Annotated in this window: 22 protein-coding genes; 9 read left to right on the top strand and 13 right to left on the bottom strand. The window is 38.9% G+C overall.

Features of this window, described 5'->3' with window-relative positions; genetic code table 11:
* Window positions 1–520 precede the first annotated feature (520 nt).
* Both PSF28_RS16450 and PSF28_RS16445 read left to right on the top strand, forming a co-directional pair.
* Window positions 521–1,864 carry a DarT ssDNA thymidine ADP-ribosyltransferase family protein gene (locus PSF28_RS16450; RefSeq protein WP_196563494.1) on the top strand — a complete coding sequence of 448 codons (1,344 nt, stop codon included), beginning with the start codon at window positions 521–523 and terminating at the stop codon, window positions 1,862–1,864.
* Window positions 1,858–2,988, top strand: coding sequence for a macro domain-containing protein (locus tag PSF28_RS16445; protein ID WP_196563495.1), 1,131 nt, complete (start codon window positions 1,858–1,860; stop codon window positions 2,986–2,988). Before PSF28_RS16450 ends, PSF28_RS16445 begins: the two co-directional genes overlap by 7 nt.
* A gap of 125 nt (window positions 2,989–3,113) precedes the next feature.
* Here the strand turns inward: PSF28_RS16445 and PSF28_RS16440 are convergent, their stop codons facing one another.
* The 8 genes from PSF28_RS16440 to PSF28_RS16405 all read right to left on the bottom strand — a co-directional run bounded on the left by PSF28_RS16440 (window position 3,114) and on the right by PSF28_RS16405 (window position 8,085).
* On the bottom strand, window positions 3,114–3,572 hold the full coding sequence (locus PSF28_RS16440; protein ID WP_272685368.1) for an IrmA family protein: 459 nt from the start codon (window positions 3,570–3,572) through the stop codon (window positions 3,114–3,116).
* A gap of 64 nt (window positions 3,573–3,636) precedes the next feature.
* Window positions 3,637–4,125 carry a hypothetical protein gene (locus tag PSF28_RS16435; protein ID WP_088495000.1) on the bottom strand — a complete coding sequence of 163 codons (489 nt, stop codon included), beginning with the start codon at window positions 4,123–4,125 and terminating at the stop codon, window positions 3,637–3,639.
* A gap of 156 nt (window positions 4,126–4,281) precedes the next feature.
* Window positions 4,282–4,749, bottom strand: a complete 468-nt coding sequence (locus PSF28_RS16430; RefSeq protein WP_272685367.1) for a hypothetical protein — start codon at window positions 4,747–4,749, stop codon at window positions 4,282–4,284.
* A gap of 4 nt (window positions 4,750–4,753) precedes the next feature.
* The gene (locus tag PSF28_RS16425; protein ID WP_272685366.1) at window positions 4,754–4,930 is read right to left on the bottom strand and encodes a hypothetical protein; all 177 of its coding nucleotides are present in this window, start codon (window positions 4,928–4,930) and stop codon (window positions 4,754–4,756) included.
* Window positions 4,927–5,634 (bottom strand): helix-turn-helix transcriptional regulator, encoded by a 708-nt coding sequence (locus PSF28_RS16420; protein ID WP_272685365.1) that lies wholly within the window; start codon window positions 5,632–5,634, stop codon window positions 4,927–4,929. The genes PSF28_RS16425 and PSF28_RS16420 overlap by 4 nt, the downstream gene beginning before the upstream one ends.
* Window positions 5,635–5,845: 211 nt before the next feature.
* A complete protein-coding gene (locus PSF28_RS16415; RefSeq protein ID WP_272685364.1) occupies window positions 5,846–6,682 on the bottom strand; it encodes a DUF932 domain-containing protein in 837 nt (278 codons plus the stop codon).
* A gap of 13 nt (window positions 6,683–6,695) precedes the next feature.
* A complete protein-coding gene (locus PSF28_RS16410) occupies window positions 6,696–7,121 on the bottom strand; it encodes an antirestriction protein (RefSeq protein WP_272685363.1) in 426 nt (141 codons plus the stop codon).
* A gap of 91 nt (window positions 7,122–7,212) precedes the next feature.
* Entirely contained in the window at window positions 7,213–8,085 is an 873-nt protein-coding gene (locus PSF28_RS16405; RefSeq protein WP_272685362.1) for a GTPase family protein, read from the bottom strand.
* A gap of 188 nt (window positions 8,086–8,273) precedes the next feature.
* On the opposite strand from PSF28_RS16405, the gene PSF28_RS16400 reads away from it, so the two are divergent.
* From PSF28_RS16400 to PSF28_RS16390, 3 genes are all read left to right on the top strand, one after another.
* Complete coding sequence (locus tag PSF28_RS16400; protein ID WP_272685361.1) at window positions 8,274–8,924, top strand: hypothetical protein; 651 nt, start codon at window positions 8,274–8,276, stop codon at window positions 8,922–8,924.
* A 185-nt stretch (window positions 8,925–9,109) separates the two neighbouring features.
* Window positions 9,110–9,625 (top strand): hypothetical protein, encoded by a 516-nt coding sequence (locus PSF28_RS16395; protein WP_272685360.1) that lies wholly within the window; start codon window positions 9,110–9,112, stop codon window positions 9,623–9,625.
* Window positions 9,626–9,739: 114 nt separating this feature from the next.
* Window positions 9,740–10,741 (top strand): hypothetical protein, encoded by a 1,002-nt coding sequence (locus tag PSF28_RS16390; RefSeq protein WP_272685359.1) that lies wholly within the window; start codon window positions 9,740–9,742, stop codon window positions 10,739–10,741.
* Window positions 10,742–11,063: 322 nt separating this feature from the next.
* Here PSF28_RS16390 and PSF28_RS16385 read toward each other — a convergent pair whose 3' ends face one another.
* The 4 genes from PSF28_RS16385 to PSF28_RS16370 form a co-directional block, all read right to left on the bottom strand.
* Complete coding sequence (locus PSF28_RS16385) at window positions 11,064–11,681, bottom strand: inovirus Gp2 family protein (RefSeq protein ID WP_272685358.1); 618 nt, start codon at window positions 11,679–11,681, stop codon at window positions 11,064–11,066.
* 297 nt (window positions 11,682–11,978) lie between these two features.
* Window positions 11,979–12,563: a resolvase gene (locus PSF28_RS16380; RefSeq protein WP_272685357.1), complete on the bottom strand. Its 585-nt coding sequence runs from the start codon at window positions 12,561–12,563 to the stop codon at window positions 11,979–11,981.
* 39 nt (window positions 12,564–12,602) lie between these two features.
* Window positions 12,603–13,340: a hypothetical protein gene (locus tag PSF28_RS16375; protein WP_272685356.1), complete on the bottom strand. Its 738-nt coding sequence runs from the start codon at window positions 13,338–13,340 to the stop codon at window positions 12,603–12,605.
* A 163-nt stretch (window positions 13,341–13,503) separates the two neighbouring features.
* Window positions 13,504–13,710: a helix-turn-helix transcriptional regulator gene (locus PSF28_RS16370; RefSeq protein ID WP_049221172.1), complete on the bottom strand. Its 207-nt coding sequence runs from the start codon at window positions 13,708–13,710 to the stop codon at window positions 13,504–13,506.
* Between the two features lie 112 nt (window positions 13,711–13,822).
* On the opposite strand from PSF28_RS16370, the gene PSF28_RS16365 reads away from it, so the two are divergent.
* From PSF28_RS16365 to PSF28_RS16350, 4 genes are all read left to right on the top strand, one after another.
* On the top strand, window positions 13,823–14,629 hold the full coding sequence (locus tag PSF28_RS16365; RefSeq protein WP_272685355.1) for a hypothetical protein: 807 nt from the start codon (window positions 13,823–13,825) through the stop codon (window positions 14,627–14,629).
* A 231-nt stretch (window positions 14,630–14,860) separates the two neighbouring features.
* Window positions 14,861–18,718 carry a hypothetical protein gene (locus PSF28_RS16360; protein WP_272685354.1) on the top strand — a complete coding sequence of 1,286 codons (3,858 nt, stop codon included), beginning with the start codon at window positions 14,861–14,863 and terminating at the stop codon, window positions 18,716–18,718.
* Between the two features lie 350 nt (window positions 18,719–19,068).
* Window positions 19,069–21,108: an ATP-dependent nuclease gene (locus PSF28_RS16355; RefSeq protein ID WP_272685353.1), complete on the top strand. Its 2,040-nt coding sequence runs from the start codon at window positions 19,069–19,071 to the stop codon at window positions 21,106–21,108.
* A complete protein-coding gene (locus PSF28_RS16350; protein ID WP_272685352.1) occupies window positions 21,098–23,140 on the top strand; it encodes a UvrD-helicase domain-containing protein in 2,043 nt (680 codons plus the stop codon). Before PSF28_RS16355 ends, PSF28_RS16350 begins: the two co-directional genes overlap by 11 nt.
* Before the next feature lie 95 nt (window positions 23,141–23,235).
* On the opposite strand, the gene PSF28_RS16345 is transcribed toward PSF28_RS16350, so the two are convergent.
* Window positions 23,236–24,477, bottom strand: coding sequence for an integrase (locus PSF28_RS16345; RefSeq protein WP_272685351.1), 1,242 nt, complete (start codon window positions 24,475–24,477; stop codon window positions 23,236–23,238).
* Window positions 24,478–24,515: the final 38 nt, after the last annotated feature.

The raw sequence follows: 24,515 nt of genomic DNA, 5'->3' as shown, positions 1-24,515 counted from the left end.
AAGCCCACTTAAGTGGGCTTTTAGTGAACTTAATAATCCGCGTACGATTTGCGTATCATTTGTAGTCCTATTTGAGTCAGTGCGTAGTCCAACTGATTTTGCTAACTTCCTGTTTTTAAACCTGTTGTCTTATCACTGACCCACCAAATTTGGTGGGCTGGCGGAGTCTGAAATCGTCGCGTAACTAAATGATTTTATAGTGCTAATGTTCAATTCAACTTTTAATTTGGGCCTATTGTTGGGCCTAAAGTTTATTTTGCTTTTTTTGTGATGTGGGCTAAAAAAGTAGATTGCTATTCTAACATGGGGGATTTGCTAGTAAGCAATAAGATATGATGGTCTGTTTTGCGCCAGAAGTGGACGCTCGCTTTTGACAGAGGAACAACCAAATGCCAGCAGCAAGTATACTTGTTATGGGCAACTATTTGGGTTATAACAATATTTTCGCTTTCCTGTGTTAGAGGCTATTGCATTAACTTGCAGAACTGTGAGTTATTATGAATAAATTAAGGATTGACTTATGACATTTCCAGTGAACTTAAAAGGAAGATATGCATATCATTTTACTTTAATTGACAACCTTGAATCAATAATTGAAAAAGGATTGTTGTGTACAAACCTAAAAAATGAACAGGGAATATCTCATCATAATATTGCCGAGCGTGGGATACAAGGAAGAAGAAGCACTATGCTGGTACCGTGTTCTGATGGGAAATATGTTCACGATTATGTCCCTTTTTACTTCTCGAAAAAAAACTCCATGCAACTTGGAGTGATTAATAAAAAAAATGTAGATCAGCCTCTGCTTATATATTTTGCAATTCCCATCTCAATTATTGAGAAAAAAGCTGGTGTTGTATTTTCAGATGCTTCAGCAAACACAGATGTCCCGCCAAACTTCTATAATTCGGCATCATCAAACATGCTTAACTCTTTAAACTGGGATGCTATTGATAGCAAAAAATGGGCGTGCCCGTCAGATGAGTATCGTCATCAGAAGATGGCCGAGTTACTTGTTCCAGGAAGTATTCAGATTTCAGAGGTGGCTTACATAGTTGTTTGGAATGAGTGGTTTAAAGATAAAGTAAAGGAAATATTTCAAACCAAAGGATTACAACCGCCACCAATCCTATTTGATGAGGATCATTATTATATAAATTTTTACGATGGTGGTAGAGAGTCAATTGTAACTGGGCCAAGATTTTTAAAAGGCAAAATGGAATCAACAATTTCAAATATATCTGAAAGTGTTAATGGTACTAGGAAGTATGGAAGTATTCGTGCCGCACTAGATGCAATAGAAGATAACTTTTCATCCATAACAGAGCTTGATGATATAGATGGATTAAGGGCCAGCTATGGGCCACATACTGATGATGTTGGTACGCATAGTAGAAAAGTTGCAGCTACTCTCACTCAATTTTATGAATATAATGAACTATCTGATGAGGATAAAGACATTGTACTCTTGTCCGCATATCTTCACGACATAGGGAAAGGGCCAAAGTCTCGCTGGGGACAAAATGGAATGACCAAAGCTGACAATGACCATGCTGTGAAATCCTTGCCTATGTTAGAGCGAATCCTTACTGAAGATATTGGCGGGCTAAATGAAGAATCCATAAGGAAGATAGTAACATTAGTCACTTATGACGATTTGATTGGTGATATAGTTGCCAAGGGCCGTGATGAGACGCAATTAATTGATATAATTAGAAATGAAAATGATCTGAAAATGCTTATTGCTCTAGCAAAAGCAGACATGAGTGCAATTAATCCGATATGGGTAATAAACCACGTTCAATCAATAGAGGATTTGAAATCGAGAACACTTCAGGTGATTGGGAGTAATAACATATGTTAGAGTTTGTTAAAGGCAACTTCTTTGATTTTGATGCCGATATTCGAGTGAACACGGTTAATTGTGTGGGCATCATGGGGGCGGGTGTCGCACTAGCCTTCAAGAATAAATATCCTGAGATGTTCAAAGAATATGTTCGTCAATGCAAGCGTAATGAAATAGCTCCCGGAAAACCTAGTGTATGGAAACAAGGAGATATGTTTTCAAAAGGAATAGAAATTATAAATTTTCCAACTAAGGATCATTGGCGAAATCCTTCTGAGTACGAATACATTGAAAATGGCCTCATCTGGCTTTCTGACTACTTAAAGAATAAAGAAGGTTTGACGATAACATTGCCAGCTCTTGGCTGTGGGCATGGTGGATTGGATTGGAAAAAAGTTAAAAAGCTAATTATTCATTACCTTGCAGAAACGAAAAGTAATATCTTGGTCTTTGAACCAGAATCTTCAAAAAATGCAGGGAGAGAGTCATCCATTACATCTAACAAACTTGCAGACCTTGAAAATTTAGGTGTAAATGTAATAAGGAAAAATGAAAAATCTTACCCGCCAGGGTTGATTCGATACACAGAAAAAGACCTCTGGTTTTTCGGTAAAGTAATTAGAGAGTTCGATATTTCTTTGATTTCAAGTACCAACCCTAATGAGCAAGAAAGAAAGGTTATTCTAAAATTAATAGAACACTGTAAAATAAACCGCCTTAGTATATTGTTTGGCGGATCTTTTTTTGATAAGAAAATGGCCTTGCACTCTATTAAACAAGGAGTTGAAACTGGAATTTTTTTGCCGAGCGGAATTTCATACTCAGCAGAAAAAAATCGGGAAAAAGGTGCTACGGATAATATATCTATTCTTTCAATAGGTGATCCTTTTAAATCATTTGATAAAAAAGATTACATACCGTCTGTTATGAGTCGTATGTTTATCTGCAAGTCAGTTATTTTCACCACGGATAGGCTTAAATGGCTTGAAAAACACAGAGATACTATTATGAGCAACGGAGCTAATTTGTATTTTATGAAATACGAAACACTTCATGAGGACGATTATTTTGCTGCTATCGATATAAATGCAAAACCAATAAAACCGTTTGATGATGAACAAATATCTGAGATTACGTTCTAATAATGTGTTACCGCGAACTGAGAGTTAATATTCGCACCTCGCTTAAAGCCGACAAATCAAAAACACAAAAATGGCAGATCATTCAATCTGCCACTCGTTACTTTGATAGATAGCAAAAAAAACTATTATTTTTCCTCAGTCACCGACATCTTCGCCAACTCTGGATTATTGGCCTCAAAGATCGATAGTGGTAACTCAACCTTACGTCCATTCTGATCTTCCACCGCTTTAACCACTTCAAACTCAGCAACATCCTCACACGGAATTTCCAATCCTGCAAAGGTGGCACGCGTTGCGCTAGAATCGCCGAAAGGTTCAACTTCCAGTATCGTATCCCCTAATACTTTACCTTTTCCATCTTTCATTCGCAGCGTGAGTTCAAGTGCGCCAAATTCGGCGTGGTCTAGAACCATATGGTTACCTCCATTATCGAGGGTAAATGAATAACCACAGTAGCCTTGGTTAATAAAGTTTGAGCTGGTATGTGTGATGCTTGCATAACGCTGTCGCTGTTGTTCTTCAGCCAAGCTAAATGTACTGACTGCCAATAAACTCATCGCAAATAGGCTTTTTATCTTATTCATTACGTTACCTTTTGTTATCTTGTATCGTCTTCGCTACCGCAAGTAACGGTAGCGAGAATGTCATTTATTGTTGGTTGGTTTGCAATCCACCTTTAGTACGGTCTTTTTCTTTCCAGCGCGGTCGGTTCTTACCTGAGAACTCTTTTTGCATACTCCAATATCCAATGGGGTAACGGGCTACAATCGTCCCGCCAACACCAATATCGACCGAAGAGTACTGACCATTATTAATCGTCCCTTTTTGGACATAGGCGTTAGGGCTACAAGTGCCCGTATCGCGTTGTTGCCAGTTTCCGTCAGTTCTTGCCACGATATAAAAATCACCAAATGCACAACCTGACGCGGATTTATGATTCAGTACAGCAACATAATGCTTGGTTGAGCCTACAATCCTACAGCTACTATTTTGGCTCCCACACACTTGCCATAAGGTTTTACCGCCATCGCCTTTATATTCCCAAATGGTATTTTTAGGTGGCTGGCTGGTGGCAGAGGCGGGTGATGTCATCAACCACAGTGAGGCCAATACAGTTACAACTACATATCTTTTCATTATAAATTCCTATCAACATAAATAGAAACGTCAGATTGACGCTTGATGAACACCGTCTAATGGGTGCTTGGTTTTCCCTGATATGGCGTATTCGGTAGTTATCTGGTGAATGGTGAATAAGGTATCCACAACAAAAATTGCTGATCATGTTTAATGTTATGGCAGACGGTTTAGTCGCACTGAAACCCAGTGACGAATTCGTCGATGAAGATAAAAGGCAATACCAGTGGCGATAAGTAAATCAACCAGCAATATCGTGGTGGCGATTCCTTCAGTAAAACCGTATAGCCAACCGGATGACATGATAATCAGTAGGCTAGAGAGGGCTAATCCGATAATGATGGACGAGATAATGGCAACTAATTTGGGGTTGAAATGGATTTTATAATCAATCCCCTTAAAGGCACTTAAAACCCACAAGCCTAATTGCGCCAAGAGTTGTGGAATAACCAACGCCAAGAGATATAAAACGAAGTACATCAATGTGATCCCATACGGGTTCATGATGAGAGCGATAAGCTGGAAGTGTGTTAACAATACGCCAGTGATCCAAAGGCATAACAAAATACTGATAACGATAGCTATTCTCTCTAAACCTAGTTGTAAGTGTGGAACGGTGTTCATATTTTTAAGCTTCCTTATGTGATGATGAATTCACGGTGTGAGGGTGATTTTGAATAGGTATGATCCATTCGTGACCGCAATCGCGGCACATCCAGCCCGAGCCCCATGGAATGATGTCTTGCTCAGAAGAACAGTGAGGGCAATGTGTGGGATGCGATGCTGGTGGGGGTAATAGCGTCATGGTCGGCTCCTTTCTTTGTGTGATGGAAGAGCGGTAAGTACTTGTGATATCAATCTAAAATGCGGTAATGCTGCGATAAAACTGTTTTGTTGTGATAATTGCATCACAGCGTGTTTCGGTGTGAAGGGGGTATTTAGCGGCTGAACTTGTTGGATATCCTCTAACAGCAAAACATGCACTTGCTGGTGGTATTCCGCCAATAAATACCACTGGCCTTCGCGGTAAATCAGTTGATAAGGTTGTAGTGGATTAAAACGACGCTCAGGCGTGAGTAAGCTAATAGATTGCTTACTAGTAATGGCATACACCAATTGATAGAAATGGTCGGCATGCAAAGCCGAAATCTTATGGGCGTGATGCCAGATCAAACAGGGGGCATGAGGCTGCTGGGTTAAAAGTAACCCGAGCAAGCGGCTGTCTAGCCCCGGAAACAACCGAGTCATTCCAATCTGTTTCACAAAGGTCAGAATATCTTTGTCTCGATAAGCTTTTAGCGTATTGATGGGTAAACGATAACAACCTTGCCGACCTTCTACACCCAGATAAGCCAAGCGTTCACGTAAATCCCGTTGTAACGTGCGTTCAGAAACATTGAACTCTTGGGCTAAACATGAGAGCACAAGGCTTTCTCCTGCCATTAAGCGGGCAATCAGCGCAGAGAGTCGCACAGCCATGCGGTCATATTTTCGGTTGATCTGAAACATAACGTATTGCTCTCAATAACAGACGTTAGGAAATTAAGAAGTGAGGGAGTTTAACTTAGGGAATTGACAGGTTATGTCTGTTGGGAAAAATTCTCATTAGGCATTTTAATGAAAAATCACTATAAGTAATTCATTGATAAATAACGTTATGCTTTTTATTTGAACGATAAGAAAGTAAGGCATAACGACACAACCTGTCAGGGCGGGAAAATTAGTTGGGCTGGCGAGGAGCGAGTTGGTTAAATAAGGTATCCGCCATCACCCACAAGGCTTTATTGAGTTTGATATCGCCATCAATCCCATTCACCGAACGAGTTCGGGCACGTTTACCTTTTGCAGTGCGGCCAGATAATCCTCCTTTAATCAGGTTTTCTTGTAGACGTTGGTACACCGTCCAAAGGTCTTCTTTCTTATCTTCAAAGCGTCGAGGCTGTAGAATTTGCTCTCGCGTGACGGGCTGGAACTCTTCACCAAAGCGGTAGGTCAAAGCCGCTTCAGCAAAGGCTTGCTGGGCTGGTAGGGGTAACAATAACGACTGCATACTTTCGCGTTTTTCAGCCACTTGCTCAAACGTATCGAGTACCTCATATGCCCCTTCAATCACTTTCCCCACCACATCCCCTTTATGGGGGACACGCACTTCCCCTAATACATCACCACATACCAAACCATTGGAACACACGGCTCTAAAGAGTCCCGGCAACATCTGATAGCTGCTTGAACCATCATGGCTATTGAGCAAAATAATTTCAGGGACTTGTACGCCTGTAATTTGGTCATGGCGACGTAACCGCAACATGTGCTTGGTGTGTTCTCGACGGCTCGCATCGCGTACACGAGTTTGGCAAGCAAAGAATGGATAAAAGCCTTCTTTTTGCAGGCTGTCTAACAAGCTGATGGTAGGAATATAAGTATAGCGTTCACTGCGTGAATCGTGTTTTTCTTCAGAAAATACGCTCGGTACAGTACGGAATAATTCTTCAATGGTCAGTGGACGGTCACGGCGAATACTGTTGGCAGAGCCAAAACGCGAAGCTAATAAACTCATGATAGATTCCTGATTAATCAATTAAGTGGAAAATGGCAGTGGATTCGGGATGTTGTGAAGCGTAGTCACGCAACTGATAAAAGCGGTCGCACATGACTTCGCTTTCTGTTTGGAATGACCAGATGCTGTACAAGATCAGACACACAGCAATGCCTGCCGCCTCTTGGCTCACGGTGGCTTCATTGCCGTTGTGCATGTTGAATAAGGTTAAGGTGTCTGCGTTGATATCGGGGAAGATAAAGGCACCGCCATTACTTAACATCCCGTACTCCCAGTAACCGCCATGATACTCGTCGCAGAATTGACCCATCGTGGTGAAGATCACTACTTCAAAGGTGTCCCAACCTTTTACTGCACCAAAATGGTTGAACCAAAAATCAAGGCGTTGTTCATCAGGGACTAATTCCATTGTGATAGTAGATTCAATTGTGTTGCTCATAAGTTGATACTCCAATAAAAAGAAATAAAAAAGCGCCAATCCCGTTAAGGACTGGCGCTAGATGTCATCAATGTTGCGTTAATTTAATAAGCTAAAAGAACAGGCTCCACAGGGATTTAGCGACGGAGACGATGCTGTTTTTGACAGTGCTGATCGTATGTTTTATCAATGTGGGTAATGGAATAATATCGATTATGGTATCGACGATATCACTGACACATTGCCCAAAATCGTTACGTGCTGAAGTTTCTACGAATTGCGTTCGGTAAGTACTGCTCAGTTGCCTAGCTACCCCGCTACTGGCTTGCGCCGGTAACGCCTGTATTAATTGCTCTGCTAATTCAGTGAGTTGATAATTTTCGACTGCAGAAACCGCCATCACAGGGTGATGCGGCTTAAATGCTGTTATCACGGCATGTTGCTTCAATTCTAAGTTAGCAGCTTGCTCATGGGATGGTTGGTGGTACAGTTCATCCCACTGGCGGCAGGGCTCTATTTTGTCAGCTTGGTTTAGCACAAATAAAAAGCGGTTTGGTTGATAACCACATTGCTCAGTGAGAAAGTGATAACACTGTTCATCGGAAGACCATGCTCTGTCATCGGCTTTAAGCACCCAAATGATTAAATCCAGTTCTGGTAATAAGTTACGATAGAGCTGGTGGTACTCTTTATCTCGCTCAAGGCTTTCCCCCACACCGGGTAAATCTATAAAGGTAAGCGTGTGATTGTTCATCGTCATACTGAAGCGCTGAGCATGCCGTGTACAGCCGGATACATCACTCACAGGTGATAGTGAAGATTGGAACAGCGCATTGATAAGACTGGATTTTCCAACCCCTGTTTTACCCATCAGGCCGATGGTGGGGGAGTAGTTAATTAGGTGATTGAGTTGGTTGAAAAAAGAGGTCTGGAATGAATGAGGTAGAGCTGACAGGAGCGGTTTAAAGTGAGAGTGCTGAGACATATTATTCCTTGAAAGAAAAGAAAATGATAGTTATTCAAAGAGATAATATATATCTGAGATTTTTTGAAATAACCTGTTTAAAGGTGAGGTATCTCATCTTAACTATTTGTGTGATAATTTTTGTGTGATAATTTCACTGTTAAAACTTCATTGAATTTATACGTAGTCCTAATCAGGAGAGATTTAATTTGAAGAGCCATGATTTATTCTTGACTGAATGGAAAAATAATTTCGGGGGTAATTTTAATCTTGATGGGCCACTAACACCGAGCTACTTTTCATCATCGCTGAGACTTCTTTTTTTACTGAAAGAAACAAATGGAACAAAAGAAAACATCGATATCAGAGAAAGCATCTTAAACTCGTTGGATAATAAAAAGTCGAAATGGTCCCATGGGCGTTCTTCAGTTCTTCGTCGTGTTGGGTTGTGGTCACAAGGCATATTAAATTATGGTGATAACATAACCTATGAAAATGCAAAAAAGAAAAGACTTGAAAGGTTGGTGTTTGAAAAAATAGCGTACATTAACATTATGAAGTCGTCAGGGAAAAATAGAACATCTGATAAAAAGCTTAGTGAGTTTGTTAAGAGTCATAAAACTGAAATTAAACAACAAATAGAGTTACTGAAACCCAATATTGTTATATGTGGTGGGACATTTAGTGTGGTTAAAAATCACATTTTTTGCTCGATGGAGAAAATTAGTGACGAACTGTTTTGGTCGGAAGGAATATATTTTATCAAGTCTTGCCATCCCGCATACTTTGGAGAAAAAGAGCGTGTTGTTTACCAACGAATTATAAAAAATTTTGAGATATATAAGCAGTGTGTGATTTAACAAATTAAAATTAAATATTTTTTTAAATATTGAGTCCACTCAGCAGCAGTATCGTGATAGATATAATTAGTTTGATTTAAATACATAATGAATCAGTGTTTCGATGAAGGCGCATTTTTTAGCGATGCAAGGTTTACATGGAATACCAATTAAAATCATACAGTCGGGGCAACAAGAGCAAAGTAATGTCGATTTACTGGATTGCTGTTTCTGTTGTCATCTGGATAGCATTCATGTATTGGTCACTAATATTAGGCCATAGAACTGTTATGTTTGAATGGTTTCCAAAATGGACTATTGCTATTACGTTTGCTGCTATTGTAAGTGTAATCGGTGGAGTTTGGAGCATTTTACGCCGTCCGTTAAAAAGCGCATTTAAAAATTTTCTATGGTCTGGGTTCGCTGGTTTTATGTTAATCGTTCCTGTGTTTGATGTGCTGACGTATTTACTCACAAACAAAACCATTCGCTACCAAACAGAGTATGAAATCACATCACCGGGACCTAGCACTAGCCGATTTAGTCGATGTGACCACGGCATATGGATAAAAGAAACCTATGCAGAGCAGTGGAAATTACTGTGTATTAGCGATCCAAAATCAAAAACCAAGGAAAAGACTGGAACTGTATGGGTTACAACAAAAACGGGACCTATTGGTGCATACATTGTTGATTACCAGTTCTCTCCTTTGAATCTTTAACTATGATTTATCTTTATGCTAATGCGGTTCTGAACAACTGTGACTAGATGGTTTTAGCGTATATTTACCTTGCATGGAAGTGAATATTATCAACTATGGATAGCGAGAGGGATTATGCATCAACAAGATAGCCTTAAACAAGATGTTATTGCATCTGTAAAAAAATCATTAAATGTTGAACATTTTTACCACAAGATTAGACCTGATATTTCTCCATTCATTAGTGCGACCTCGAAGTTATTACTCAAAAACCTTGATGAATGGGAACGTCTAATTCGTTGGCAGATTGACGCATCTCTCCCGCAAAATAACGTCCAAGAGTCTAAAACGAATAACCCGCTAATTGGTTCTCTTCGATGGCTGGATTTATGCAATGCAGATGGTTACAAGCGAGAGCGAGCACTAAAGATACTAACGGGTGGTGCGCCAAACAGTTTTCTACTTGCTGTGGTGTTTCGAAAACTGAATGACTGGGTGCCTGAAGTCAGAATTGCTGCACGTCATGCATTGCCATTAATTGCTGAACAAACAGACCCAGAAATTATCGTTGATGTCTTATTTATCATGCTTCCCTATTGGAGCTCATGGGGAAGAATCGGGGATGATGAAAAACAAATTCTATTGAGTATTATTGCTATGAATAAAGTTGCAGAATCCCTTAAGAATCGCCTGATATTATCTACTGCTGGACCTGCTGCGACCATATTTACACAGTCTGGGCGCGTTGATGTATTAGATAACTTTTTGACTGAAATTGCTGAATTATCGGTGCAGCCTGCTTTGCGAGCTAAAGCATATCGTTGCTTATTAGAAAGCAAATTTGTTTGGGCTGAAGGATGTGAATTTAAATGGATAGACAAAAGGTATGGCATACGGCAACGAATTCCTGTTTTAAAAGAAAGAAGCATAGAGACTAAAATCCCTTTTATTGAGTTTTTAAAAATGGCGGCAATTGATCGTTCTCCTATGGTTCGCCGTATTGCTGGAGAAATGCTAATCAAGCAGTTAGAAAATATAGGAGATGATGCGTTTAAACTAGCGCAATTGCTGGCATCCGATAAAACAGCAGCAGTAGCAGAACGAGGCCTGTTTGCATTAAAAGATTTAGCTAAGTAGACATAAATATATAACCATGTTCCAGTGGCGATTTAAATCACTACCAAACCTATTCATAATTATTTCTGGCTATAGCTAATACTCCGTGAATTGCATTGTAGTGTTTTTAGCGTTCTGTTGTTAAGCAACTTAGCCTATTCATTAATGCAGTTCGGTCTAGTTCAAACGTTAATGAATTCTGATTTAAGCAATACCTACTGTTAGCTGGGAAGTGGGCTAATGAGACAGTGGCTATTTAGTATTAGCTCCACCACTTGAGTAGTCATTAATGTAGTCATTAGTATCGATATGTTGCTAGGTGCCCCTAAGGCCACCACAAATATCAATACTGACTACGCCCTAAACTACGACGCACAGGACTGTACTGCTTTGAGTATTCTTTTGCTAAATAACTTAATCGTTTCATGACTAATTGGTAATCGTCAGAAAATGATGCTGAAAGTGTATTTAAGCAATATCGACAGTTTTCTGGGTAGTGTACTAATGTGCCTGTATCAAAAGAAGGATCAAACTCGAGCTGTAATGCATTGTACCAAGCTGTGGTGATCATGGTCCGTAAACTAGGCTCGAACAAATTGTAGTCCCCTAAGTGGTAGTATGCGTCTTTATTGAAGATTAAAAATACATGGTAGTGAGGCTGTATTGCGGTTGCAATTTCTTTTACCCACATATAACGCATATTGTTTTCAAAAGTACGTTTACCTTGAAGCTTTTTACGGTGTTGATCGTGCTTAAGTTTAGCCTTTAAGGAATCAGTAAATCGGGATATAGGACTTCCTTCTAAATAAGGGAAACATGTCGGCATATCTCCATTATCGATAATAGGCGGAAAGTGAAGGTCAACTCGTATTACAGTGATACGAGAGTATTCCTTTAAAGCATAATTCAATGTATCAGCAATGCATTCTAGATAAAATTTATTATATTCATTTTTAGACATGAGTATTCCCTAGGGTAATATTAACTTACCCTTTAATATGATTAAAGTAATATAGGGATAGGGCAAAGGAGCTGTGTTATCCCTTTTTTATAATTTAGCTAGTAAGGTTTAAAATGGTTTTTTATTAAATTAGATATCTTCTCCTTGGTGGTTTTTTTATGTAATGCATTCCTGCTATATTTTTATCATTTGCTAGTTATGATAGATGGTATATATAATACCTATCCAACACGAAAACTATATTTAGAGTCGTACTGTAACTGCATTTTCTATTAATTAATTACTCTGGAGTTAGTCCTATTCGAAAATGTCTTTATTCCAGTGGCGTTTTATAGTTGAAAGACTAATGTTAAGCTTATTTGCTATCTCGCGTTGTTTATATCCCTTGTATTTCAGATCGTAAATATAATCTTTATACTTACTTCCTGCTGGTCGACCTAATGACTTATTTTGGGATAACGAAATGTAATGTCGCCTGCTTAGTTTTAGCACTTCATAGCTTTCTTCTAAATCATTTAATAGATTCAGCACGTCTAGCAAGAAAAACTTCTGTTCAAATATATTCGTGATAGACTGATTAAGGATGATAACAGCCATACCAAGTTCGTGGCATCGAGATAAAATCTGTACAGCCTGCTGAGTATTATTTCCTATATCATAGAGACTCCTTGTTATTAAAGTGTCTTCTGGTGTTAAAATATGGTCAATATGCTCCATAAGTTGTGGGGGAGGAAGTTTCACATCAAGCAATGGTTGACGCTCAATGATGATATTATTCTTAACCTCAGGGCAAAACGTGACAATTTCCTGTGTGTATTGATCAAGATTTGCTAAGGCATCACTGTCATCATGTCTCACTCGGATGTATGCATAATGGCTCATTTTATTCCCTTAGGTATCAATAAACGCATTAATGACCTGTTATAGTGGGTTTATGATTATGGTGTTTGAGCTTTTGTCTATTCTTCTGCTGGCATTGTTCCTATCAATAACCCCAATTAGAATGCACTGATGGTTTGTGTGATAAATGGGTATAAAAGCCTCATAGGTATGTTTTAACTGTACCTTACTTTTCTTTATCGCTTCTTCAATGCCAAAAAAAACAATATCATTCATCGGTATGTTAATGATCCCATTAAAGTCAAAAACGTAATTTTTATACTCAGTATTTTTAATTAAAATTGTATTTGATAATCCACCTGCTTTATGTAGCTTATAGTGAACATGCCTATCAGTGTAAATAAAGATAGCTTTCTTAATATTGGGTTCGCTAATATAGTGCTCTAGTTCTTCTTGAATGCTTATTTTTTCTTTGAGACCAACTTTAGGACTTTTAAATACATGAGGATAAGCATGTTGATCAATAATGACACCTTTTTCTATTATGTGCGTTTGCCATATATCTAAAAGATGTTCAGCTAAAGAAAATGTAGATGCTTTCCCTTGATAATTCATTGAAGATTTATCTGGGGAAAATAATTTACTTTCAAGCTCGTTAGTTAATTGAGTGTATTGGTTTATCTCTGAAAGTAATGGGCAAGCACTCTTTAATATACTAGATATTAAAGATGAACGTGAAGTTTTATGCTTACAGCAGTACTCATCTATCTGTTTTAAACTGTTTTCATTTTTTACAGTAATAGTTATCCGTTGAGACATGATAATTATCCTCTCTTAAGTTTTGTATAAATAAATTTTAACGTTATTGAATAGTCAATATTCGATAATTTAGGCCAGTTTTGGTTTTACTTCTTTAACTTCTTCACAATAATAAACATTCTCAATAAAACATTAATATCGTTAATGATAAAATGATGACTAGCTAAGTTGACTCTCGTTGAAGTAACCAATCGTTGATTTCGGATTCGATCCAACCAACAGATTGCTTCCCTAATTTTTTTTGTTTAGGAAACGTTGGGTCATACCTTGGTGATGTTGGGTTGATCCAGTCATAGATGGTGGAACGACCGATACCAATACGTTCGATTACAGTGGGTAGTCGAAGAATTATGATATTGGATTGATTCATAGTGTGATTTCCTCTACTTATTAAGTTATGTCTAAGTTTGTAATAGCTATTTTATTGCGGCTTAGGGATGAAAAATATGGTGGAAGCAAAAATAATATTGAGGGTGTTTTAAGTGGATGATTTAATTGATTTAATACGTGTCGTTTGTAAGGCCACTGAAAGTAAACAAGCACAATTTCATGATGAAATAAAAAAAAGAGGGTGGAGGGGTTTACGAGCTGATTCAACGTTAAAAGTTTTAGGTATGTTGAATGGGGAAGATGATGAAGTTAAAAAGTATGCAGCGGAGTTATATGCCAAAATATCAAATAATAAAGACCCAGTAGGTAGTTATCGCAGACGAGTTAGGAGTCTGCATCTTAAATTTAATGATAAAGATAAAGGCGTTAATGTTTATCTTTTAAACAGTGTATTTTGGTCAAGTGTTAACTTTCAATTAGCGATGAATTTTTATGAAAGAAATACCTCATTCCAGCATAAAGTTGTCGTTGTTGAGTGTTTAATGCAAAGTCTAGAGGTGCTAAGCGAGAGCTTTGGATTAGGCGTTTATAGTTATTTTAGTGAAGATTTAAATCGATTGAATAGACAACGATCTGAGGCGGCTAAAAAGGGAATCCGAACTAGGAGTGATGGCTACGCTAAAATAAGACAAAAAGCATGTGAGTTGTTGCTTGAATCGAACCCTAAGTCTTTAAAATGGAAAAACAAAACTGTTGCAGCAAAAATAATTACAGAAGATTTATGGGGGTATATTGAATTAGTAAAAAATAAATATCCACAAATAGAGATCAAATATGATGATTTAACTAACAAAATTGTCAATTGGTCTAGAGATTACGATGATGTCAGAGCTGCCATGGAGGAAGTAGCTATAACCAGAAAGTATAAAAAGAAAAATGCCAAGAAAAGATCTAAGTGAGTATGATTAAATAAATCAGTTTTGATAGTTATGTTGATATGCTATTGGTTTAGTTCTGGTTTTTCTGAACCAATAGTGTTACGACAGTTAGGCTGATCATAAATTTATTAGTCTTTACTGTGATTGTTCTACTCATTCTATACCTTATACATGCACTATTAGCTCAATTCGATATAATAGTTTCACTTTCGGCAATTTAAGTGCCAATATTTTCGTTAAAAAGTCTAAGCCATGGCAATTTTTGATATTGAAAAAGATGAATTACTTGGGCTATCTGATGTTCAGTTAGAAGAACTAATCGCTCGTCTTTCAGAGGCAGAAGTAGCAGTACATGGTCATAGCCCTGCTAGGGTAAATTGGTCTGGATCAATCAATGCTCCAGATGATGGTATTGATGTTCATGTTAATGTTCCTGTAGAGCAATTAACTACAGGATTTATTGAAAGACCGAATACAATCCTTCAATCAAAAAAACATTCAATGCCGAAGACTGCTATTACAAAAGAAATGGTTATTGATGGTGAATTATCATCAACGATTTCTTTGTTAGCCGCACAAGGGGGAAGTTACATTATTGTCAGCTTAGCTGATGATTGCTCACCTCCAATGTTAAAAGACCGTATTGAAGCCATGCAGGATGCAGCGAGCAGAGATCCTAATGGCAGTAATTTGCATTTATGCTTCTTTGACCGTTCTAAATTAACTCAGTGGGTGCGCCAACATCCGTCAGTGATGTTATGGGTAAAAAGGAAGTTGGGTCGAGGATACTCTGGCTGGCAGCCGTATGGGGCATGGAGCAATCCACCGCAAGGAGCTGAAGATACTATAATTTTCGCACAAGGTGTGAAGATCTCATTGCCATCAGGAAAAGGCCAGAATCTTAGTATTGAAGATGCAATCGGACCGATGAGAGACCTTGTACGAACGACTAATAAAGCAATTCGTATTACTGGGTTATCTGGGGTAGGAAAAACGCGTATCGTACAGGCGCTTTTTGATGAAACTGTAGATACAGTTGGAACAGATGCTCTTGATAGAACAATTGCTGTTTATGTCGATACTGGTGCTGAACCAGAGCCGTCGGCTACAGTCATGTTGGAGAGGCTTATTTCTGAAAACCGACATTCAATTATGATCCTTGATAATTGTCCATCAGACCTCCATGCAGATTTGGCTAAAAGGGTTTCTACTGCATGTGACAATGTAAAACTCATTACTATTGAGTACGATATTAGGGATGATAAGCCACAGACCACAGAGGTAATTCACATAGAGACAGTTGGACCCGAAGTCGCTGAAAAATTACTGCTCCGTCGTTTTCCTAATATAGGCCAGAATAATGCCCGTAGGATTGCAGAGTTTGCAGATGGTAATGCAAGAGTCTCTTTGGCAATAGCGGAGAGGGTGGAAGAGGGGGAAAGTTTGGCTCAACTATCCGACGCTCAATTGTTTAACCGTTTATTCGATCAGCGTAATCACCAAAACGATGATTTAAGGGAGCAAGCTGAAATATTATCTTTAGTATATTCATTTTCGATTTCTGATCCCGATGTAGGGGGAAGTGAATTAGAAGTATTGGGCTCTCTTTCTGGGTATTCTAAAAACCAATTATTCCGCACAGTCAAAAAATTAATAGATAGGCATATTGTACAAAAAAGAGCTCATTGGCGAGCTATTTTACCTCATGCTATTGCGAACAGATTAGCATCGTCAGCACTTGATAGTATCCCCATCGAACAGCTTAGGGCAACCTTTGAAGCATCGAACAATCAACGTTTATTAATGTCATTTGCTCATCGATTAGGGTTGTTACATGACCATCCTGTCGCCATCGAGATTGTTGAAGGTTGGTTACAACCTGAAGGACTGTTAGGGAAAATTCTAGAACTAGATGATTCACAAATAAGGATGTTGGAATATATCGCTCCAGTGGCACCTGATACGTTATTGAACCGAATTCAGGTAGAACTCACTAACTCTAATTTCAACGAGTTAAAACGCTATGACTCTCGTCGAATAACGACTATCAAACTACTGCAAGCATTAGCTTATGAGCCTAGAAACTTTGTGCAATGTGCTAAATTGTTAATTCGAATTGCAGATAATGAAAAAGAAAGTAATAACCACGATGATGCGGGGCAAAAGCTCACTAAATTCTTTCAGGCATATTTATCAGGCACTCATGCTTCTATAGAGCAGCGTATTGAGATTATGAATGAATGCCTTACTTCAGATATCGTTGCTCGTAGATCTTTAGGGCTTAAAATGCTTTCAACTGCTCTTGATAGTGGTTTATGGTCTGGTATTGGGTTGTATGAATTTGGAGCTAAGCCTAGAGATTTTGGATTCGAACCTGACTACGATGAACTGGTTGAGTGGCGTCATACTTTTATTAATTTTGCATTACAAATAGGGATTTCAAGTGATCTTGAGTTGAAAAACTGTGCTCGACAAATTCTGGCGAATCAGTTTAGAGGAATGTGGTTTCAAGAAGCGATGAGAGAAATACTTATCGATGTAGCTCGTAAATTGCATAATGACTCTCCTTGGGGAGAAGGTTGGATAGCCATTCGTACAGTGATCTATTTTGATTATACGGAACATCAAAATAATCAAGAAGTTGAATCATTACCAGATAATCTGGCCGCTTTAGAAAAAGAGTTAGAACCAAATGAATTAATTTCAATGATATTGATGTATGTATTCAGTAGTGGTGGTGATAATTGGGCGCTGGACGATGATTATAGACAGGATACAACTGATAAATATAGTAAATCAGAAAAACGTCTTGCTGATAAAGCACAATTATTAGGCCAAGAATTCGCTCGCTCAAGTTATATGATTGATGAGTTAGGCTCTAATTTATTTTCTGCTGACAGGATGCCATACCGGATAGCTTTTGGTACAGGATTAGCGAAAGGAGCATTCGATCAGAAAATCTATTGGCAGAATCTTGTTGATGAGTTGAAGAAACATCCCGAAATTAATAAAGATTTCTCAGTTTTTAAGGGATTTATTGACGAAGTTGATTCTGTAAATAGAGAGCTAGCGCAGGAATTTCTTGAACAGTGTGCAAAACATAATGAACTTAGAAACGTTTTAGTTGCTCTACATCCACAACGAGAATTTACAGTTAATGATCTGAATCGCTGTATGACAATTTTGGATGATCCAGATATCAGGCCAATCATGTATGGACCGATTTTGTGGAGGAAGGAATATGGAGATTTACCAAAAGAGTGCATTCTTGACCTTACTTCAAGGCTTTTAAGAAAAACAAATGGTGATGATGTAGTTTTAGATGGCCTTAGCATGAGGTTACATGACGAAGATGAAGCAATCGATACTCTTGGTGCTGAATTTAGATTACTTGGTCTGAAAGCTGGAATATCGCGACTTAAGAGGAATGATAATGACTCTGGCGGTATGAGCGATTATAACATGGAGCGTGTGATTAATGCTGCTTTACGTTTTGATGGCAACGAATCGGAAAAACTAGAGTGGTTAAATACTATTTTTGATGTAATTGACAATAGCTACGGTTGTATTTACTCATTTGCAAATGTTATTGGAAAGACCGCGTCATTGATGCCAGACGAATTTCTTTGTCGTGTTTTTGAAGGGGCTGGTAGGCAAAAACAGTCACGATTATATTTTATCCGTAGTGATGATAGGAATGGTTCTGCTCTTGAAAAAATAGATATGGATTTCCTGCTTGAGTGGTGCTGTACCAAAAATGATAGCAGCATATTTGCGGCTGTAGCGACAGGCATAAACCTTTGGGAAAAAGATGAGACTACATCAGCAACGATCTTGTCTGAGGTGGCAATCAAATTATTAGAACTAGCACCTGAGCCAAAGGTTGTTTTAGAAGCTTTTGCAGCACGTACAGCTCCATCTAGTTGGTCTGGTAGTCTGGCAAATATAATGCAATCTAGAGCAGATGCAATTAGCCAGCTGATTACCCATGAGCGTACCGACATTTCTATAGCTACAAAGTCGGTGAATGAAAACCTGATTCGCTGGATAGAGAATGAAAGAGGCCGTGAACGTAAGGATGCTGAAGGACGTGAACAGCGATTTGAATAAACAGGATATAGAAAAGTTGCTTAAGACATTTCATATACGGTTCATTGCTCAATTCAATTACTTAATTCACAGGGTATAACTGGCCCTGCTTGAGGTAAATATATTACTCAATTAATCAGGTGGATAAATATTGGCATGAGGTAATGCTAAGTAAGAGCCGTAGTCAAGAATTGGGTAAGTGATTGACTGCAATTGTATTAGCTTATATTCGAGCAGCGTAGTACATATTAAAAACTGACGGTCAATATAGAGCAAAAAGGATATAATTTTAAATTGTTTGATAGCCTGAGAAAAAATCAGCAGTCGACCCAAAGCGAACCCCTAGTAATTAACAACGAAGGACAATAATCGTGTATTTAGCTGAGTTAACCATTACCAATTTTAGATCATTTGGCCCTGACGGCATTACAGTTAAATTTCGCGAAGGGTTAACAGCGCTTGTCGGTGAAAATGATTCTGGCAAGACAACAGTAATTGATGCTCTGAGATTCCTTCTCGGAACAACTGATCAAGAATGGCTTCGATTTAGCGATGATGACTTTCACAAGTCAAGTGAAGGTAGTTCTGAATCAAGTGAAATTAAAATATCAGGCACATTTAAAAAATTAACCTCCGGCGATAAATCAGGATTCGCAGAATATTTAACCTATGGAGTTAATCAGGGAGATGAACCTATCCTACACCTTACGCTCACTGCAAAGCGCATGGGAATTAGGGCTGGTAGGCCATATATCTCCACAGACTTTCGCTCGGGTAAAAATGGTGAAGGTCCAAATCTGGATAACAACTGCCGTTTATTACTTGCAGCTACATATCTAAGGCCTCTTCGTGATGCTGAACGAGAGCTTTCCTCTGGTCGTAACTCTAGGCTTTCGATGGTGTTAAATTCGCTCGATGGAGCAGAAGTAGGCCAGTTGTTTGATGCGGCAAGTACTGACCTATCTTCATTTAGTTACGATGACATTAAAAAGCTGGGGTTACTAGGACTGGGTGACTTATTCAATAAGCTGATTGAACATCACCCGCATATTGAGAATGGGAAATCCAAAGTTAATAGTCATTTAGACGAACTGCAACTTCATGGCGACTCAATAAAAAGTTCGATATCAGTTAGTCAGAATGGCTCTGATTCTCAGAGGCTTAGGCAACTATTAGAAAAGCTAACTCTAAATGTGGATAATACACTTGGGAGAATGGGGCTAGGGTCAAATAACATCCTCTTCATTGCATGCGAATTAATACTTTTAGCCGATAATCAAGATAATTTTCCATTACTGTTAATAGAGGAGCCAGAGGCTCATGTACATGCACAGCGTCAACTTAGGTTAATACAGTATCTTCAGAAAATAGTTAATTCAAAAGAAGATAAAGAAAACAAACCACAAATAATAATCACTACACATAGCCCCAATCTAGCATCAGAGGTTGATCTTAATAATTTAGTTATTATTCGAGCTGGCAAGGCTTTTTCTACCGCTGACGGTGAAACTGAGCTTGATTCAAGTGATTATAAATTCCTTTCACGTTTTCTAGATGTAACTAAAGCAAATCTATTTTTCGCCCGTGGTGTCATAATTGTAGAGGGCGATGCGGAAAACATTTTGATGCCTACATTGGCCAAGTGCATTGGGAAAGATTTTACGGAACATGGAGTTTCTATAATCAATGTCGGAGGAGTTGGACTGCGGCGATACGCTAAAATATTTATGAGAAAAAATCCTGATCAAGATGGAATACAACCTACGCCTGTTGCTTGTGTCACCGACTTGGACGTTATGCCAAACTGTGGTCCCTATATTATTAAGATCATCAAAGACGATAGTGATTGGCCAACATTAGGGAGTGGAGAAGAGAGAAAGTGGCGTGCTAAGAGGGATTTTGAATTAACGGGATTAAATGAACATAAGGAAAAGATTAAATGCAAGGCCCATGGGCAGAATGTTAAGTCCTTTGTAGCAGATGAGTGGACACTAGAATATGACTTAGCATTTTCAAACAATAACGCTTTGGCTGAAGAGGTCTACATTGCAGCTCAACTAGCGATATGGGATGAGGGGGGGAATTACTCTGAAATTACTGATAAGGAAAAATTTGAGAAGGCTCAAACCAAATACGCAGCCTTAAAGGAAGACGCAGAGCAACTTGCTGTAGAGAAGAGTTGGGACATGAATGAAGTTTTAGCCAGTAAAGTCTATGCAATGTATGTCACAGGCTCTAAAGCTTCAAAGTCCATCGCGGCACAGTATTTGTGTGGAATTATCTTGGACAAGATAACTCGTGAAAAAACATATGATTTAAGGACTAAGCTTCCGAGCTATGTTGTTGATGCAATAGACTATGTTACATCGAATCTTCATATTGCTTCATGGGGTGAGATTCATGAAAGTTGAACTACCAAAGATTACGGATGATGATATTACTTGGGTGGTGAAAGTATTAGGCTTACCCGATGATGCCTTTTCACCAGAAAAAGATGGCGGTGCAAGAGAGCGAATACTTAAATCCCTTGGCGAAACATTGGATGTATCGGCTTGCCCCGGTAGTGGAAAAACAACTTTACTTGTTGCAAAGCTGGCGATACTTGCACGTAACTGGCCTTATCGACGTCAAGGTATGTGTATTCTATCGCATACGAATGTGGCTAAAGAAGAAATTGAAAAGCGCCTAGGAGGAACGGAAGTCGGCCGGGCGCTTTTGTCATATCCACATTACATTGGAACTATACATGGGTTTGTTAATGAATTTATGGCTCTCCCTTGGTTGAGATCAAAAGGATTTCCCATAAAAGTTATTGATTCAGAATTTGCATATAGTTGGCGTTGGAATAAATTAAAACCTTGGACTAGGGAAAACGCTGAAAAAGTTCTTGTACCTAAAGATGTGATAACGGCTACTAACAGTCAATTTTCTATTGGTCAAGTGCGTTGGGGAAAAGGCGTACTGGGTGTAGATACGAAATCATATAAGGACATGTCAGACTCTTGTCGAGAATCTATCCGAAAATTCGGTATTCATACACATGATGAAATGTTTATGTGGGCAAATGATCTTATGGATTATTCACCTTCCATGAAACAACATATCCGAGGCCGCTTCCCCCTTGTATTCCTTGATGAAGTTCAAGATAACAGTGAGGCTCAATCATCCATTCTTCACAGAGCATTTATAGAAGGTGATGGCGCGGTTTGCCGTGTACGATTCGGGGATAGTGATCAAGAAATATTCGATCATGCTGGTGAGGTTAACAGTGCAAAAACTGATAAATTTCCATCAAATGAAGTTAAGTATGACCTCCCAAATAGCCATCGCTTTGATCAATCAATAGCAAATTTAGCTTCTCCTTTATCGGTAGGCAAAATGAGTTTGACCGGTCAAGGGCCAAAGGTCGGTTCATCAAAAGATGTAGCACACGCTATATTTTTAATTGACGAAAATAGTACTGGGGCTGTTTTAAAAGCCTATGGGCTTTACCTGCTTTCAGTATTTGATGAAGAACAAGAATTGTTGGATCGATTAACCTTTACCGCTGTTGGAGCTGTTCACCGAGATAAAGATGGGTCTGAAAAAAACAAACCCCACAATTTATCTCATTACTGTATTAAATATGATCCAGATATCGCGAGTAAAGACCCAAAGCCTAAAAATTTTTTGCAATATGTCAACGCTGGCCATAGGTTGGGAGAGAGGTTAGCTACAGATGGAACTGGAGGTGAATCATTCACTACAGTTGAACGTATTTCTATGGGGATAATTAACTTTGCTAAAGAGGTATCAACCCTATTCGATCCAAAACCAAGACAAAGAAATCATCGATTCATTTTGGAGTTGCTAAAGGATGACCGTGCGAATTACGATAAATACCTCAACCTTATTGGCTATCTCGCTGTTGGCCGAAATTTCCCTTCTGAAGCTGATTGGGGTACCACATGGAAGGATATTGTAATCGATGTCGTGACTTCTATATCTGGAGTAGCTCCGCAGAGCGACCACCCTTTTCTAGGTTATCAACTATCTGAAGATTTTTCTTCAAATCATATTGGCGCTAGGAACAATATATATACTGTAGAAAATGACGGACGGAAAGTGAATATTAAGTTAGGTTCAATTCATTCTGTAAAAGGCGAAACGCATACCGCAACTTTGGTATTAGATACATTCAATAAATCGCATCATTTAAAAATGATTTTTCCATGGATAAAATGCAAACCCAAAAATAAAATTTCCGACTCTGATGCAAAGAGATTAAAGCTCCATTACGTGGCTATGACACGCCCTTCACATCTATTATGTTTGGCAATGAAAAGGAGTTATATCGAAAATAAGAGTGGAGAAATAAACCAAAAGGAAGTAGACGCGTTGAAGAAGCAAGGATGGAGTAAAATAGCTATTGTCGATCACACTGGTAGGTGTGATTGGTTGTGATGTAATAATGTGTACCTCTAGCTGTGAATTCAACTATATATGAATATAGCTCTGCACTGTAATAGTGCCAACTAAATTTAGCTGGCACACACAAATTACCCAACTAGTGATATCCCTCTTATCCCGCCTTCAATAATACTTCCCCTATCAGCCGATTCAATAAAATCAGCCCACCATTGCATCATAGGGCGTCTTTGCTCTAAGTAATCACTGCGGTTATAGGCACGTCTCACTTCATTTTTATCAACGTGGGCGAGGGCGGCTTCGATAACATCAGGTGGGAAACCTTGTTCATTGAGAGCGGTGCTAGCAATTGAGCGAAGCCCGTGTGAAACAAGTACACCACCGAATCCAGCACGTTTTAATGCAGCATTGACGGTTTGGCTGTTCATCGGTTGAGTAGGCTTGATACGGCTAGGAAAGATAAACTCACGGTTACCACTGAGTGGTTTCATTAGCTCTAAAATAGCCAAAGCAGCATCAGATAACGGAACCGTGTGCTCACGGTTCATTTTCATTCTAGCAGCCGGTATCTTCCATTCCTTGGTTTCAAAGTTGATTTCGTCCCAACGGGCTTCAGCGGCTTCGGCAGGGCGCGAGATGGTGAGTAGCTGCCACATAAACAAGCATCGAGTGGATAGGCTAATACTAGCCGTACGCATTGTCTGCATGAGCTTTGGTAGCTGATCTGGGGGAATACTTGGCATATTCTTTTTCTTGGGCTTTTCAAACGCTTTACCAATATTGATACTTGGTACAGCATCAATTAATCCAGTATTTTGAGCATAGATCATGACTTCGTTGATTCGCTGACAAAGGCGACGAACGGTTTCTAACGCACCTCTGGCCTGAACGGGCTGTATTGCTTGAACCAATATATGGGCTTTGATATCGGTAACGCTGATATCACCAATAGCGGAAAATACATCTCGTTCAAGCGAACGCCAAATATCGTTACCGTAGTCTTCTGTTACAGTGGACTTCTTCACTTCCCACCAACGTTCAGCGACAAGTTGAAAGGTATTGGTTTTGGCCTCTTGAGAGTTTCTTATTTGATCTTTCTGATATTCTTGAGGGTCAATATCTTTTGCCAGTAATGAGCGAGACTCTGCTCTAAGTTTTCTAGCATCTGAAAGTGTGACAGCAGGGTAGGCCCCAAAACTTTGTTTGGTCCTTTGTTTTGTATAAGGGCGGTAGTAACGGAATTGCCATAACTTGCTTCCGCTAGATTTGATTAGCAGTGTGAGTCCATCACCATCATACAGCTGATAGTCCTTGTCCTGCGGTTTAGCTGCTTTGATTTCGGTATCGGTTAATGGCTTAGTTTTTCTTGCCATGAAAAATCTCCATGCGTTTAGGCCCAACAAAGATGTTA

It is taken from the genome of Providencia sp. PROV130, assembly GCF_028482225.1.
GTDB lineage: Bacteria > Pseudomonadota > Gammaproteobacteria > Enterobacterales > Enterobacteriaceae > Providencia > Providencia rettgeri.
This window is presented reverse-complemented; position numbering and strand designations above follow the sequence as displayed.